At 68.5% G+C, this 16,733-nt stretch carries 5 protein-coding genes; 1 reads left to right on the forward strand and 4 read right to left on the reverse strand.

The window, feature by feature from the left end; translation table 11 throughout:
- The first annotated feature begins 747 nt into the window (after nucleotides 1-747).
- On the forward strand, nucleotides 748-10,308 hold the full coding sequence (locus PX52LOC_RS20115; protein WP_149111771.1) for a Calx-beta domain-containing protein: 9,561 nt from the start codon (nucleotides 748-750) through the stop codon (nucleotides 10,306-10,308).
- 232 nt (nucleotides 10,309-10,540) lie between these two features.
- On the opposite strand, the gene PX52LOC_RS20120 is transcribed toward PX52LOC_RS20115, so the two are convergent.
- Genes PX52LOC_RS20120 through PX52LOC_RS20135 form a run of 4 tightly spaced genes read right to left on the reverse strand, consistent with a single transcriptional unit; the run spans nucleotide 10,541 to nucleotide 16,717 of the window.
- Entirely contained in the window at nucleotides 10,541-12,421 is a 1,881-nt protein-coding gene (locus PX52LOC_RS20120; protein WP_149111772.1) for a glycoside hydrolase family 32 protein, read from the reverse strand.
- 8 nt (nucleotides 12,422-12,429) lie between these two features.
- A complete protein-coding gene (locus tag PX52LOC_RS20125) occupies nucleotides 12,430-14,238 on the reverse strand; it encodes an ABC transporter permease (RefSeq protein WP_149111773.1) in 1,809 nt (602 codons plus the stop codon).
- A 2-nt stretch (nucleotides 14,239-14,240) separates the two neighbouring features.
- The gene (locus PX52LOC_RS20130; protein WP_149115563.1) at nucleotides 14,241-15,713 is read right to left on the reverse strand and encodes a sugar ABC transporter ATP-binding protein; all 1,473 of its coding nucleotides are present in this window, start codon (nucleotides 15,711-15,713) and stop codon (nucleotides 14,241-14,243) included.
- 23 nt (nucleotides 15,714-15,736) lie between these two features.
- Nucleotides 15,737-16,717 (reverse strand): substrate-binding domain-containing protein, encoded by a 981-nt coding sequence (locus tag PX52LOC_RS20135; RefSeq protein ID WP_149111774.1) that lies wholly within the window; start codon nucleotides 16,715-16,717, stop codon nucleotides 15,737-15,739.
- Nucleotides 16,718-16,733: the final 16 nt, after the last annotated feature.

The following is a 16,733-nucleotide window of genomic DNA, read 5'->3' on the forward strand; positions in this document are numbered from 1 at the left end:
GAGCTCCGGCGGTGGGAGTGTCCAGGTGGCAACCTACCGCGGACGGGCGTGTGTGGCTACGCCCGCGGCCGTCGGTCGCGTTCATGACGGAAACCGTGCGATCCGAGGCGATCACGTAGCCGGGTCGCCTCGGATCGCACGGGAACCTCGGGGTGGATGGTTCCAGCGACCTCCGCAACGCGGTCCGTGAGCGGACGGGGGCGCGAACGGCCCCCTACCTGTCCACTTCGCAGAACGGGGACAAGGCGAGTTGAGATAGTTGAAGAACCAACCGGTTGGTCTGGCTTGTATCTCGGACTCGACACCTCGCCGCATCTTACTCACCTCTGTTTCGAAATCTTCCGGCCCCATCTGAAGCGACAACCGTTGGGGAAATTTCCTCCACTGTCTCAACGTGGGAGCCGCCTACTTATCGGTGGACCGCGATCGCAGATCGGACAAAGGCAGGTTGATGCTCGCGTAAACCTATTGTTCCACAATCGTTCGGCTGATGCCACTATCGCGTTCTCGTGCTGGCAAAAAGGCCGCCCTCATCGTCGATGAGTGTCTCACAGAATCTCTTTGCGCAGGTTTCTTGAAGGGCCGGACGCCACAACACAATCGGGTGTTCACAGTGCTCAGCCCTCGTCGAACCTTCCATACTCAGCACCAGTTCCGCGTGCTCGTCGAGGCCGCCACCGCCACGTGCGGCTTCGTTTTTCCTTCCCGCCACCAACTAACTTCGTACGCACCAAGGTTGCCAACAACATGGGCTTCTCGTTTCCGAATTGGGTTTCCAGCCTCCGCCGTCCCACCCGCCGCCCGATCCGTCGGTTCGACCGCCTGCCGGGCGGGCCGCTCAGCGTGACGCCGCTGGAAGACCGGACGCTGCTCACGACCCTGGGGACGTACGCCCTGCTGGAGGGGCCGGGGGCCGGGGCGGACACGAACATGGTGGTGAGCACCGGAGCGTGGACGGCGAGCAGTTCGGCGTCGTGGCTGCACACGTCGGCGAGTGGCACCGGGAACGGCACGGCATCGTTCAGCTACGACGCCAACACTGGGCCGACGCGGACCGGCACCATCACGATCGACGGGAACTCATTAAGCGTGACCCAAGCCGGGGTCGGGTTTACGGCCCCCAGCCAAGCCGGCCTGCCCCTGATCAATGCCAACTTGTACGGCGCGCGGGGGTCGGCGGTTGATCCGGCCGGCAACATCTACTTCGCCGACATTGGCCATAACCGGGTGGCCATTTACCACCCGGCCAACGGGCAGGTCACGGACCTGCCCGCCACAGGGTTGATCTCCCCGTCCGCCGTGGCACTCGACGCCGCGGGCAACGTGTACATCGCCGACGAAGGCGATAACGCCATCAAGAAGTACTCCGCGGCGACGGGCACCACGACCACCCTGACGAACAAGTATACCGTCAACGACAGCGGGCCGTTCAACATCCCCGAGGGGGTGGCCGTCGATGCCAGCGGGAAGGTCTACTTCACCGACTACTCCGGCAATCGGTTCGGGGTGTACAACCCGGCCGACGGGTCCACCACGACCCTGCTCAAGCCGGACGTGCTGCTACGGCCGAACCAGTTGACGATCGACGCGGCCGGGAAAGTCTACATCTCCGACAGCAACAACGGCATCATGAAGTACGACCCGGCGGCGGCCACGTTCTCCGTCCTCGTGTCCAGCGGGTACAACGGGTCGGGCGGCATGGGCGTGGACGGCCGCGGCAACGTGTACTTCTCCGACATGGGCAACGGGGCGGTCAAGGTTTACGACGCGCAAACGACGGCCGTCACCACGATCATTACGGGGTTGAACCGCCCGACCGGGGTGGCCGTCACGCCGGCCGGCGACGTGTCCGTCCTGGAGTCGAACACGCAGAGTTTCAAGATCCTGCCGCAGGCGTACCTGAACGCGGACTCGCAGACGCCGGCCGCAACTGCGGGCAGCCTGGCCATCCCGGTCGTTTCGCTCAACCCGCTCGCCCTGTCCGGCGCGCTGACGCCGAAGAGCGACCAGTCGTGGCTCACTGTCACCGGCGTCAGCGGCGGGCAGGTGAATCTGTCGTACACGGCGAACACCGCCGGCACGGCCCGGTCGGCCAACGTGACACTGCTCGGCCGCACGGTCGCGGTCGTGCAGGCCGCCACGGCCTCGACGCCGGTCGTGGACAGCCCGACGGTCGCCGGCGTCGCCTCGGCGGCCGCGACCCTCGGCGGCCGGCTCGCGAGCGCCGGCACGGCGGCCGTCACCAAGCGTGGCATCCTGTACGCCCCGACCGCGACCAACCCGAACCCGACGATTGGCGGAACCGGCGTGGTCGAGTTGGACGACGCCTCGACCGCAAACGGCACGTTCACCAAGTCCGCGACCGGCCTGTCGCCGAGCACCGCGTACTCGTTCGTCGCGTTCGCCACCAACGCGAACGGCACGGCGTACTCGGCCGTCTCCTCGTTCGCCACGCAGCCGACGGTGCAGTTCGCGGCCGCTAGCGAATCGGTCAATGAGTACGAAGGGACGTTCTCTGTCACCGTCACCCTGTCGGGGCCGGCGACCACCGACGTCACCGTTCCGTTCACGCTCAGCGGGACTGCCGCCAATGGGATCGACTACTCGGACGTGTCCGCCAGTCCGCTCGTCATCCCGGCCGGTCAGACCTCGGCCACCATCACCGGCACGATCATCGAGAACGGGTACGAGGCGACGGACCGGACGATCGTCTTCAGCCTGGGCAGCCCGGCGAACGCCGGCCTCGGCGGCACGCCGAGCGAGACGCTGACCATCCTCAGCGACTCGCCGCCGTCCGTCAACTTCGCCACCGGCGGCCAGTCCGTCAGCGCGAGTGCCGGGTCGTTCTCGGTGGTCGTGACCCTGTCCCGCCCGTCGAACGAAGTGACCACGGTGCCGTTCACCGTCAGCGGGACGGCCGTGGAAGGTACCGACTACTCGAACCTGTCGGCCAGCCCGCTCGTCATCCCGGCCGGTCAGACCTCCGCGGCCATCACCGGCACGCTCCTGGTCAACTCGGGGGCCGCCTCGGACCCGACCCTGACGTTCACCCTCGGTACGCCCATCAACGGGCGGGCGGGCGACACGCCGCCGTACACGCTCACGATTCAAGAGCCGACGATCCGCCCGACCTCGATCGACGTCGGCGGGCTGGAGTTCCACGCCGCCGCGGGCTTCGACCGTGCGGGCAACGCCTACACCAGCAGCCAGACCGTGCAGGTCGGACTTGTGCCCGCCTCCGGCCAGCCGTTCGTCGCCCTGCTGACGCTCCAAGGTGGGACGAGCATCGACACCGCCGAATATCTGGTCACCAACCAGGGGGCGGTGCAGTCGATCGTCGGCGGAACGCCGATGACGCTCCTCGCCGGCGGCTTGAACGCGGCGAGTATCGCGGCCTTGACCGGGGCCGGATTAACCGGCCTTTCGGCGTCGGCGTTCACGGTCGCCCACCTGACATTCACTCCGACGACCCTGGCCCTGACCGACGCCGGTCCGAACGGCCCGGCGGTTCTGCTGGGCGGTCGTCTCGCCTTGCCGTACGGGCTGTCGCTCGACGTGACCGGCTCGAATCACGTCATCCTGGACTCGACCGGCACCACGCTGTCGGGCGTGACGGCGTCGGTCCTCAACTCGTCGTTCACGCTCGGCGGGCTGACCTTCTCCGGCCTGAGCCTGGGTGCCTCGTACAACGCCGCGGCCGACCAGTTTGTGCTAACCGGCGGCGGGACGGCGAGTCTGACGACGCCGAACGGCACCACCACCTTCACCCTGACGTTCGGCCAGGGTGCGACGCCGGGCATCGCCTTCACCGGCGGCAGCCTGACGACGCTGACCGCGGCCGTCACCGGCAACTTCACCGTCCGCGGTGTGGCGTTCGCCGCCCAAGCTCTGACGTTCTCTTACACCACCGCGACCAGCACGTTTGCCCTCAGCGGCACCGCGACCGCCACCGCCGCAGGGCTGGGGAATCTGAGCGTGACGTTCGGGCACGGGGCCACCCCTGGCCTCGTGGTCACCAACGGCGCGCTTACGAGCCTCGACACCACGGTCGGCTCGACGTTCGCCGTGAACGGCGTCACGTTCACCACGCAGGACCTCGACTTCTCCTACTCGGCCGCCACCGACCGCTTCGGGTTGGCCGGCACGGCGACCGCGGCCGTGACGAAGCTCGGCAACCTGGGCGTGACGTTCGGATACGGCTCGAACCCCGGCCTCGTTATCACGAACGGGTCGCTCACCAGCCTCGACATGACGCTGAACTCGGACGTGACCCTGGGCGGTGTGACGATCATGACGAAGGGCCTGGAATTCGGGTACACCGCGTCCAATAGCCGGTACACCCTCGCCGGGTCGGCGACGGCCGCCGTGGCGAAGCTCGGCAACCTAGGCGTCACCTTCGGCTACGGCACCAACCCCGGCCTCGTCATCACGAGCGGCACGCTGACCAGTCTCGACATGACGTTGACCACCGACGTGACGGTCGGCGGCGTGGGCATCACCACGAAGGGCTTGGAGTTCGGGTACTCCGCCGCGAACAGCCAGTACACGCTGGCCGGGTCGGCGACCGCCAACGTGGCGAAACTTGGAAGCCTCGGCGTCACCTTCGGGTACGGGGCGAACCCCGGTTTGGTCATCACCAACGGGTCGCTCAGCAGTCTGGACATGACGCTCACGACCGATGTGACCGTGGCCGGCGTGGGCATTACCACGAAGGGGCTGCGATTCGGGTACACGGCTGCCACCAGTCAGTACACGCTGGCCGGGTCGGCGACGGCGAGTGTCGCCAAGTTCGGCAACCTCGGCGTGACGTTCGGGTTCGGGTCGAAGCCGGGACTGGTCGTCACCAACGGGTCGCTCACGAGCCTCGACTTCACATTGACGAGCGACGTCACCGTCGCCGGTGTGGGCATCACGACGAAGGGGTTGGTATTCGGCTACACGGCGGCCACCAGCCAGTACACGCTCGGGGGGACGGCAACCGCGACCGTCGGCAAACTCGGCACGCTCGGCGTGACGCTGGGGTACGGCACGAATCCGGGGCTCGTGGTGACGAACGGGTCGCTCACCAGCCTGGACATGACGCTCAACACGGACGTCACGCTGGCCGGCGTGACGATCACGACGAAGGGGTTGGAGTTCAAGTACGCGGCCGCCAACGACCAGTACAGTCTGATGGGCTCGGCGACGGCGGCCGTGACGAAACTCGGCACGCTCGGCGTTACTTTCGGGTACGGGTCGAACCCTGGCCTGGTCGTCGTCAACGGTTCGCTCAGCAGCCTGGACATGACGCTGACGACCGACCTGTCGGTGGCCGGAGTGGGCATCACCACGAAGGGGCTACGGTTCGGCTACACGGCGGCGAATAGCCAGTACACCCTCGCCGGGACCGCGACCGCGAACGTCGCGAAGCTCGGCACGCTCGGCGTCACCTTCGGCTACGGGAACAACCCCGGGCTCGTGGTGACGAGCGGATCGCTGACGAGCCTGGACATGACGCTGACGACGGACCTCAGCGTGGCCGGCGTCGCCATCACGACGAAGGGGTTGCGGTTCGGGTACTCGGCCGCGAACAGTCAATACACGCTCGCCGGCACCGCGACCGCCAGCGTGGCGAAACTCGGGAACCTCGGCGTGACGTTCGGGTTCGGAACGAATCCGGGTCTCGTCGTCACCAATGGCTCCCTGACCAGCCTGGACATGACCCTCACGACCGACCTCAGCGTGGCCGGCGTGGCGATTACCGCCAAGGGGCTGCGGTTCGGGTACAGCGCCGCGAATAGTCAGTATACGCTCGCTGGCACGGCGACCGCCAGTGTGGCGAAGATCGGGAACCTCGGCGTCACGTTCGGTTACGGGAGCAACCCCGGCTTGGTGGTAACCAACGGGTCACTCGCCAGCCTGGACATGACGCTCAATACCGACATCACCGTCGGCGGTGTGGGCATCACGACGAAGGGGTTGCGGTTCGGGTACACGGCGGCGAACAGCCAGTACACCCTCGCCGGCACGGCGACGGCGGCCGTGGCCAAGCTCGGCACGCTCGGCGTGACGTTCGGGTACGGGTCGAACCCTGGCCTCGTCGTCACCAACGGGTCGCTCACCAGCCTCGACCTGACCCTGAACACGGACGTCACCGTCGGCGGAGTGGCGATCACGACGAAGGGGTTGCGGTTCGGGTACACCGCGGCGAACAGTCAGTACACCTTGGCCGGCACGGCGTCCGCCAGCGTGGCGAAACTCGGGAGCCTCGGCGTGACGTTCGGGTTCGGCTCGACGCCGGGGCTGGTCGTCACCAACGGGTCGTTGACGAGTCTCGACATGACGCTCAACACCGACATCACCGTCGGCGGGGTGAAGATCACGACGAAGGGGCTGCGGTTCGGCTACACGGCGGCCGACAGCCGGTACACGCTGGCCGGAACCGCGTCGGCGACGGTCGCCCGGCTCGGCAACCTGGGCATCACCTTCGGCAACGGGACCAACCCCGGCCTCGTGGTGACCAACGGGTCCCTCGACGTCCTCGACATGACGCTGAACAGCGACATCACGGTCGGGTCGGTGAACATCGCCACGAAGGGGCTGCGGTTCACCTACACGGCCGCCAACAGCCAGTACACCCTCACCGGCACTGCTTCCGTCGCCGTTGCCCGGCTCGGCAACCTGGCCGTCACCTTCGGGTACGGCGGCAAGCCCGGCCTCGTCATCACCAACGGGTCGCTCGACTCGCTCGACATGACGCTGAACTCTAACATCCGCGTCGGGTCGGTGACGTTCTCCACGCAGGGCCTGCGGTTCACCTACGCGGCGGCCAACAGCCAATACACGCTGACCGGCACCGCGTCGGTGAGCATCGCCCGACTCGGCAATCTGAGCGTGACGTTCGGGTACGGCGGCAATCCGGGCCTGGTGATCACGAACGGGTCGCTGGACAGCCTCGATCTGACGCTGAACTCCCAAATCCGGGTGCAGACGCTCGTCTTCCGCACCGAGGGCCTGCGGTTCACCTACACGGCGGCGACCGACACCTTCACCCTCAGCGGCACGGCCGGCGTCACCATCCTCGGCATCGGCGACGTGGCCGTGACGTTCGGGTACGGCGGCAAGCCGGGCCTGGTGATTTCGAACGGGTCGCTGGACAGCCTCGACCTGACGCTGAACTCGAAGATCCGCGTGCAGTCGCTGATCTTCCGCACCGAGGGCCTGCGGTTCACGTACACCGCTGCGACGGACACCTTTACGCTGTCCGGCACGGCCGGGGTGATGATCCTCGGCATCGGCGACGTGAGCGTGACGTTCGGGTACGGCAACAAGCCCGGCCTGCTGATCCAGAACGGGTCGCTGGTCAGCCTGGACATGACGCTGAACACCGACATCCGCGTCAACGCGGTCGTGTTCAGCACGAAGAACCTGAACTTCTCCTACACCACCGCCACCAAGCAGTTCACCATGGCGGGCCAGGCCGGCGTGGGCCTCGTCGGCGTCGGCGGCTTGGTCGTGACGTTCGGTAACGGCGGCAAGCCCGGCCTGGTCATCACCGACGGATCGCTGACGAGCCTGGACATGACCGTCGGCTCGGACTTCAACGTCGGGGCCGTGAAGTTCTCGGGCACGGGCCTGCGGTTCCAGTACACGGCCGCGAACAGCACGTTCACCCTGACCGGCTCGGCCGGCGTGACGGTGGCCGGCATGAACGCCATCACGGTGACGTTCGGCAAGGGCTCGACCCCGGGCCTGCAGGTGACGGATGGGAAGCTGGTCGGCCTGGACATGACCGTCACCTCCGACGTGAAGGTCGCCGGCTTTACGCTCGCCGTCAAGGACCTGGAGTTCGCGTACACGGCGAGCACGAACACGTTCACCATCCGCGGGTCGGCCAGCCTGTCGCTCGGCTTCCAGTCGTTCGACATCCAACTCGGCAACGGGGCCGGCAGTCAGGGCATTATCATCAAGGACGGGACGCTCACCGACCTGGACGGGAAGGTGTCGAGCACGTTCAGCGTCGCCGGCCTGTCGTTCGGCACGGTCAGCCTGCACCTGGTGTACTCGAAGGCCAGCGGCACCTTCGACCTCGACGGGAACGCGGACCTGACGCTCACCGCCAGCCTCCCTGGGTTCTTCTCGAAGTTCCTCAGCCTGAAGTCGCTGTCCACCCACCTCGGCACCATCAACCTGAAGGTCCACAGCGTCGCCGGCAACAACGGCGCGAGCTACACCTCGTTCTCGGCGTCGCTGGCCGGGTACACGGTCGGGGTGACGGTCAAGTTTAACGGCGACGTGTCCGTGACCGGCGTCTCGGACGCGATCGTGCAAGGCATCGTGGACGCGGCCGCCAAGGTTGCCGCCGCCGCGGCAGCAGCAGCCAAGGCCGCCGCGGATGCGGCCGCCGCCGCCGCGAAAGCCGTCGCAAACGCGGCGTCCAAGGCCGCGAGTACCGTGAGCAACGGGGCGAAGTCGGTGGGCAGCGCGATCAAGAGCTTTTTCGACAACGAGATCGCCGGCGGCACGGTGTTCTACGACGCCAACGGCAACGCCGTGCTCGATGCGGGCGAACTGTTCGCCACGACGGGGGCCGACGGCTCGTTCGTGCTGGACGTACCGGCCGACGCCCCCGGCCAGTTGGTCGGCTTCGGCGGGATCAACGTCGCCACCAACCTGCCGAACACCACCGTCTTCACGGCTCCGGTTAATTCGTTCGTGGTGTCGCCGCTGACCGCCCTCGTGCAGTCCGTCCGGACCGCCTTCCCGGGCATGACGGCGGCCGAGGCGGCCGTGACCGTCGCCACGGCCCTCGGCATTCCCGACTCGATCGACCTGCTGGGCGACAACGTGATCGCGCAGGCGCTGAGCGGTAACGCGGACGCCGCCCGGGCGTTCGACGCGGCCGTCCAGATCGCCGGACTGGTCGGCGGGACGCAAGCCCTGGTCGGCGGGTCGGAGGCGGTCGCCAGTGCCGCGGCCTTCGGCAGCCTGGCAACGCAACTCGGCTACGCGGCCGGGCCGCTGGACCTGACCGACGCGGCCGTCGTGCAGCAAGTCCTCCAGACGACCGCAGACCGAACCGGGGCCACGCTCGACCCGGCGGTCGTGGCGGGGGCGGCGGCCGTGCTGGCCGGCATTAATGAGCACATCGCATCGACGCCGGCGACCGGCGGCCGCGAGTACATGACGCGGGTGGTGCAGTCCCAGATCGCGGCCGGTACGGCGGCCGTGCCGATGCTCGTCAAGGCGGCGTCCGGCGAGGCCGACATCGACGCCGTTGTGGCCGCCCAGACCGGGCCGGCGTTCGCCGCCCAGGCGGCCGCGATCCGCGTCGGGGCGTTGGCCGCCCCGGTGTCGAACCTGTCGCCGACCTACGCCGTCGCCGCCGGCGTCGGCGGTGCCCCTCGCGTGACAGTGTACGACCGCCAGTCGGGCACCCAGATGGCCGACTTCTTCTCGTTCGAATCGACCTTCCGCGGCGGGGCGTCGGCGGCCGTCGGGGACGTGAACGGCGACGGCGTGGCCGACGTGGTCGTCGCCGCCGGCGTCGGCGGGGCGGCCCGCGTCATCGTGATCGACGGCACGAAGCTGGACGAAGTGACCGCGGCCGGGGAAGTCACCCCCGACGCCGTGCTGGCCAACTTCTACGCCTTCGAAGAGAGCTTCCGCGGCGGGGCGTCGGTCGCCCTGGCCCAACTCGGCACCGGCTCGGGGTTGAACATCGTGGTCGGGGCCGGCACCGGCGGCGGCCCCCGGGTGCGGACGTTCGCATTCGACCCGACCGCTGCCGGCGGCGTGTCGCAGTTGAGCGGCCCGATCGGCGACTTCTTCGCGTTCGACCCGACGGCCCGGTACGGGGTGAACGTCGCAGCCGGCGACTTGGACGGCATCGGCCAGGACAACGTCATCGTCGGGGCCGGCGTCGGCGGTAGCCCGCTTGTGGCCGTGTACCTGCCCGACGGCACGCTCCAGCGGGAGTTCATGGCCTACGACCCGGACCTGCGGGGCGGGGTGTCGGTGGCCGCCGGCTACCTGAACGGCACGCCGAACGCCCAGCTGGTGACCGGCTCCGGCCCCGGCGGCCCGGCCGTCGTGAACGTGTACGACGGGTTCAACGAAACCCCGGACCACGTGGTGCCGGTGTTCGATGCCGACTACACTGGCGGCGTGTGGGTGGCGAGCGGGTCGGCCGGCGACCACTCGGAGATCGTCTACGGGGCCGCGTCCGGCAGTCCCCGCGTCGGCGTGGTCGGCACGAACGGGCTGCCCGTCGAAACCGACTTCAGCAGCTACGATTCGACGTTCCTGGGTGGCGTCAGCGTTGGCTAAGTGGAATGGCAGTGAGGCGGGGCAGGGTTTCCCGCCCCGGCGACACCCTTGTCATGGCGGTCCCGGGGTCGGCGACATGTCTTTGTTGACCGGATCGCCGGGACGGCGGTCCGGTGCCTTGTTGCCTGTGTACTATCGGCTAATCGACCGTTCGACGCCCCGTCCGGGGTGTCAGGAGTTCTGCGTAGCGGCTGGAGACGGCTGTGTCTCTCAATACCGTCGGGGTGGGCCGTCATTTCGGCGGCGCGTCCGGCCACGCGGACCGGAGCGGGTGAACGGTCAGCGACTTGATCGCGACTGGCCCGCCGTCGGCCCGGATCGACAGCCCGTTCTCGCCAGGCAGGACGAACTTCGTGAACGACAACTCGCCCTTGTTCACGAACGTCTCGATGGACGTCGTGTCGATGAGCATCTCCACGGACTTGACCTTGTCCAGCACCGCGGCGGAGCGGCGGTCGGCCGACAGCGTCGTCGCGGTCAGCGTCACCGGGATGCCGCGGGCGTTGAAGGTCAGCTTCGCCCCGGCGGGGATGTCCACCTCAGCCTTCACGTGGAACTGCCGGCCCGACGGCGCCAGCGGCAGCGACTGCCCCGCCCGCAGTTGCCGGTCGGCCCACTTCTGCGGCTTGCCGACGTGCAGGGTGGTGATCTCGCTGACCGGCTCGCGGAACACCCGCAGGCCCTTCGGCGTCGTCCGCAGCGTCAGCTCGCACGGGAACGTCACCTGCTGGTTGAACGGCATGTCCGGGGCGTGCGAGAACCGCATCCACGCGGCCTGCACCCGCCGGCCGTCGCCGGTGTCGGTGTTGTGCCACGACTGCGTCGCGTAGAAGTCGCCGACGTCGCAGGCGAACCGCGGCGTCTCCTCCTTGAACTCGACGCCGTCGAACGTGCCGATCGAGTACTTGCCGTTGCCCTGGATCAGCACCCACTTCTTGTTCTTCGCGTCGCCGTCCACCGGCAGCTCGAAGAAGTCCGGGCACTCGAAGCTGTCGCGGATCGGCTTCTTCTCGTCCGTCCAGTGCAGCAGATCCTTGGACGTGAGGACGTGGTAGCTGCCGTGGCCGTAGAGCATCATCACCCAGTGCTTCGCCGGGGCGTGCCAGAACACCTTCGGGTCGCGCTCGGGGAAGTCGAGGATGGGGTTCTTGGCGTAGTGCGTCCACGTGCGGCCGCGGTCGAGGCTGTAGGCGAGGCACTGGCTGCGGTTGTCGTTGCCGGAGTAGAACGCGACCATCGCCGGCTTCGCCTTGTCCGGCGACAGGCCGGCCGTGTTGTCGTAGTCGATCACGCAGGTGCCGGACTGCACCGCCTGGTCGAGCTTGTCCTCCCAGAAGGCGGGCTCCAGTTCTGTCCAGCGGACGAGGTCCTTGCTGACCGCGTGAATCCAGCACTTGTTCCACCGCTGGGCGAACAAGTGATACTCGCCCTCGTAGTAGATCAGCCCGTTCAGGTCGTTGAGCCAGCCTTCCTCTCGTTCCTTCGGGTTCAGCCGGTTCATCGTCCACTGGCGGGCGGTGAAGTGGAACTGCGGCCGCAACGACTCCTTGTACAGCGGGGCGATAGCCGGCGACGGCGACTTCGGGGCGTCGGTTTGCACCATCGGGCCGACGTTGATGTGCCCCCAGTCGCCGCTGGCCTTGTCCACGAACTCGACGCGGGCCGGCTTGCCGGCGAACTCTGACACGTCCCAACACGCCGGCGTCAGTCGGTCGCTCCGCCAGCCGGTGGCGCTGCGGACGATCTTGCCGCCGACGAGCAGGTTGACGCAGGTGTGCCGCTCGTAGTTGCCGCCGGCGACCGTGAACTCGATGTACTTCCGCTCGACCTTGAACTCCGGGGACGTGAGCGTGCCCTGTGGGCCGTCGCCGTCCACCTCGCTGGACGCGACGCCGGCCCCCTCCGGCGCGTTCTCGATCTCCAGCTTCTTCAGCAGGTCGCCCGTCGTCACCGGGCCGGGCTGGAAGGCCTTCCCCTCGGCCGTCCAGCCGTCGTAGGTCGTGCCCTTGAAGACGCCAACCGGAATGTCCTCGGCCGCCGGCTTGGCCCCGACGGGGAGGAACGCGAGCGGAGCGGCGAGCAGCGCGAGCAGGGCGGCGAGACGTGTTCGCATCGGAAGCCTCAGGTTCGGGGTTGTGACGCGGGGTCTATCCGCAGTTGCTCGCGGCGGACGGCCAGTTGCACGTCGGCCCCGTAGCGGAGCGACTCCACGAACGGCAGGAGCAGTTCCAACACGTCCGGCCGCTGAAAGTGCGTCGGCTTGGTGTCCGGGTGCGGGTAGTAAATGAGGCCATCGACCGTCACACCGTCCGGGGCCGTAACCCGCACGTCGAAGAACGAGAAGTCCTCGGCCGGGTCGGTCGGGTGCCACTTCACCTGGCGAACCGTCTGCCGCGGGGCGAGGACGTGGTAAGAGTGCGGGGCGATGGAGACGTTGACCGTGCCGACGTGGTACGCGGACAGGTCGAGGCCGCGCTGGCGGAAGTGTTCGGCCTGCATCCGCAGGGTGCCGCCGGGGAACTTCGGGTTGCCGTTAGTGCCCGACGCGACGCCGTGCCCCGGCACCACCTTCGCGGCCACGGTCTGCCACACGTCGGGGACGGTGGCCCGGCGGGCGAACACGCGGCTCATCGCCGCGCGCATGCGGCCGTCCTGGCGGGCCATGTCGATCGTCACCGCGGCCAGGACGACCAGCCCGAGGACGACCTTCTGCAAGTAGCTCTCGACGCCGGTGAGGTTCATCCCGTTCTGGATGACCGAGATGATGAGCACGCCGATCAGGGTGCCGAGAATGCGGCCGGATCCGCCGGCCAGCGACGTGCCGCCGACGACCACGGCGGCGATCGCGTACAGCTCGTACATTTGGCCGTAGCTCGGCCCGCCGGCCTTGAGTTGCGACGCGACGACCACCCCGCCGACGCCGGATAGCGTGCCGCTGACGACGTACGCGAACAGCAACACCCGCGGCACCCGCACACCGCTGAGCCGAGCCGCCTCGGCGTTCCCGCCGACCGCGTAGAGGTACCGGCCGATGACGGTGTGAGCCATCACCAAGTGGCCGGCGAGGTACACGGCCAGCATCAGCCCGACGGCGTTCGGCACCCCAAGCGTGCGGCCGCGACCGAGCCAGGCGAAGCCGTCCGGGATGTCATAGATCGACTGCCCGCCGGCTAGGAGGTATGCGACGCCGCTGGCCACCTGCATCATGCCGAGCGTGGCGATGAACGGCGGCAGGCGGAACGCCGTCACGAATAGCCCGCTCACCAACCCCGCGGCGGCCCCCGCCCCGCCGCCCGCGGCGACTCCCAGCAGCATCCCGCCGGCACCGGCCGCGACGCCGCCGACGGCCCGGATGGTGAGCGCCGTGACGACGGCCGACAGCGCGACCAGACTGCCCACCGACAGGTCGATACCGCCGGTCACGATCACCAGCGTCATCCCGGCCGCCAGCAGTGCGATGACCACGACCTGACTGGCTACGTTCAGCAGATTCTCGGTCTTCAAGAACACTGGCCAGCGGTACGACTCGGCGGTGGATACCCGCAGCCCAGGCCGACCGGTGAGGACCGGCGAACGGGCCGCCTTCGGAGTGGCGACGATCCGCACGTCGGCCCCGGCCGCGTCGAGGGCCTTGCGAACCTCGGGCGGGGTGCCGTCGGCCACGCCGACGACGGTCGCGCCGACTTTCTCCAGCCGTGCCCGGACCGCGCCGGCGAACACCCGTCCGTCGGCGTCGTCGCCAGCGACGATCAGCACCCGTTCGCCCGCCGCGACCCCGGCCGCGGCACGGTCGCCGGCGTCGGCCCCGTTCGGGTGTTGCTCCTCGACTGTGACGACGCACAGGATCGCCGCCAACAGCACGAGTACTACGGCCATGCCGTACCGGCCGGCGAGTCGGCGGAGGAACTGGATCGCAGCAGTTCGGCTCATGGTCACGGCACCGCCAATCGCATGACTTGCTCCTGGGTCACGGGCACCCGCGGATCGGTGTTGTCGAACTCGCCGCTGATGCGGCCTTCTCGCATGACGAGGACGCGGTCGCTCATGCCGAGGACTTCCGGCAACTCGGAGCTGACCATCAGGATCGCCTTGCCGGCCCGCGCCAGGGCGTTGAGCAGCAGATAGATTTCCCGCTTCGCCCCCACATCGATCCCGCGGGTCGGCTCGTCGAAGATGACGACCCTCATGTCGGCTTCGAGCCACTTGGCCAGTACGACCTTCTGCTGATTCCCGCCGGACAGGTTGCGGGCCGGCGTCTCGGCGTCCGCGACGCGGATGGCCAGTTGCTGCCGGAAGTGGGCGAACCGCTCCCGTTCCCGCGCCGCCCGGACGACGCCGGCGGTGCTGAAGCGGTCCAGGTTCGGCAGGCCGAAGTTCTCGCGGACGCTTGCCCCGATGACCAGCCCCTGGCCCTTGCGGTCCTCGGTCAGCAGGCAGATGCCGTGGCGGAGGGCGTCCCGCGGTGAGCGGAGGGATACCGGCTCTCCATCTAGCAAGACGCGGCCGGAGTCGAGCGGGTCGGCCCCGAACAGCAGGCGAACGAGTTCGGTCCGGCCGGCCCCGACCAGCCCGGTCAGGCCGACGACCTCGCCGGCCCGCAGGTCGAGCGACACGCCACGAACGGCGGCCCCGCGGCGGAGGTTCTCGGCCCGCAGCACGACCAGCCCGGTCGCGGTCCGTTCCTTCGGGAACTCGTCGGCGAGCGGCCGGCCGACCATCCGCTCGATGATTGCTTCTCGTGTGATCTGGCTCGTTGGCAGCGTCTCGACGTGGCTGCCGTCGCGCATGATCGTGACGCGGTCGGCGATCTCGAACGTCTCGTCCAGACGATGGCTGATGAACACGATGCCGAGGCCGCGGGCGGTCAGGTCGCGGACCACCCGGAACAGCTTGCCGACCTCCCGCGGTGTGAGCGGGGCGGTCGGCTCGTCCATGACCAGGATGCGGGCGTCGGACAGCAACGCCCGCGCCACGGCAACGGCCTGCTGCTGGGCCACGCTGAGCCGGGCGACCGGCGTTTCCGGGTCGATCGCCACGTCGAGTTGCGCGAACAACTCCGCCGCCCGCCGGCGTTCTTCGCCGGCCCGCAGCCAGCCGAACCGGGCCTTCTCCTGGCCGAGGAACAGGTTCTCCCGCGCACTCAGCGTGGGGATCAGGTCGAGTTCCTGATAGATGACGGCCACGCCGGCGGCCCGGGCGTCGTTCGGCGAGTGGAAGACGCGGGGCGTGCCGTCGATGCGGATCGTGCCCGCGTCCGGCCGGTGGACGCCGGCGAGCGTTTTGATGAGGGTGCTTTTGCCGGCCCCGTTCTCGCCCATCAGGGCGACGACCTCGCCGGCCCGGACTTCGAGCCGCGCGTCGGCCAGTGCCTGCACGCCGGGGAAGGCCTTGCGGACGCCGGTCATCGACAACAGCGGCGGGCGGTCCGTCACGACTTGGTCGCTTCGGCGTCCGCGTCGGCCTTCCGGTACAGCCCCGTCGGGATGAGCGTCACCGGCGGGACGGCCTCGCCCGCGAGGTACTTCACGACCCGCTCGACCGCCAGCTTGCCGATGCGGTCGGGGTACTGCACAGCGTCGGCGTAAATCTTCCCGGCCTTGATGGCCGCCTTGGCCTCCGGTTGGCCGTCGAACCCGATGACCTTCACCTGCCCCACCTTGCTCGCTGCTTCGAGGGCGGCCACCACGCCGAGGGCCGTCGGGTCGTTGACGCCGAAAATCAGGTTCACGTCCGGGTGGGCCTGGAGGATGTCCTGTGCGACCTTGAAGGAGCGGTCCCGCTGGCCGTAGCCCGGCAGTTTGGCGACGACCTTCATTCCAGGATGCTTGGCTACGACCTCCTCGAACCCCTGGATGCGGAGCATGCCGCTCTCGACTTCCGGGTGATCGATGATGGCGACCTTGCCGGTGCCCTTCAGGGCTTCGACGGCGGCCTCGCCGGCCTGCGCGCCGCCCGCGTGGTTGTCGGTCGCAACGTGGCTCACCACCTTCGCGTCGGCGGCCAAGCTGGCGATGTCGGCCGTGAACACCGGCACCTTCTTGGCGTTGGCCTCCTGGATGGCCGTCCCGACCGCCTTGCTGTCGGCCGGCGTAAGAATGATCGCGACCACGTCAGCCGCGAGGAAGTCGCGGACCTGGTCCCGTTGCCGGGCCGGGTCCATCTCGGCGGACACTACTTTCGTCGTGTACCCCTCGGCCGTGGCCGCCGCCGTGATGGCGTCGCCCATCTCCTTGAAGAACGGGTTGCCCAGCGTCAGGAGCGAGACGCCGATGGTACCGTGTTTCGCTTTCGTGGGCGGCTCCGCGGGTCCGCCAGCCGGCTCCTTCCCCCCACCACAACCGGGCAGACCCACGACCGTCCCGGCAAGCGGCAAGAGAAACAGAGACGCTAGGAGGTCACGGCGGGTCATGGTGGTCGCGCCTTGG

It is taken from the genome of Limnoglobus roseus (assembly GCF_008254045.1).
Classification (GTDB): Bacteria; Planctomycetota; Planctomycetia; order Gemmatales; family Gemmataceae; genus Limnoglobus; species Limnoglobus roseus.

Excerpts from the sequence above, each read along its gene's own strand:
- PX52LOC_RS20120 (WP_149111772.1), bottom strand. The coding sequence starts at position 12,421 with ATGCGAACACGTCTCGCCGCCCTGCTCGCGCTGCTCGCCGCTCCGCTC.
- PX52LOC_RS20125 (WP_149111773.1), bottom strand. The coding sequence starts at position 14,238 with ATGAGCCGAACTGCTGCGATCCAGTTCCTCCGCCGACTCGCCGGCCGG.
- PX52LOC_RS20115 (WP_149111771.1), top strand. The coding sequence starts at position 748 with ATGGGCTTCTCGTTTCCGAATTGGGTTTCCAGCCTCCGCCGTCCCACC.
- PX52LOC_RS20135 (WP_149111774.1), bottom strand. The coding sequence starts at position 16,717 with ATGACCCGCCGTGACCTCCTAGCGTCTCTGTTTCTCTTGCCGCTTGCC.
- PX52LOC_RS20130 (WP_149115563.1), bottom strand. The coding sequence starts at position 15,713 with ATGACCGGCGTCCGCAAGGCCTTCCCCGGCGTGCAGGCACTGGCCGAC.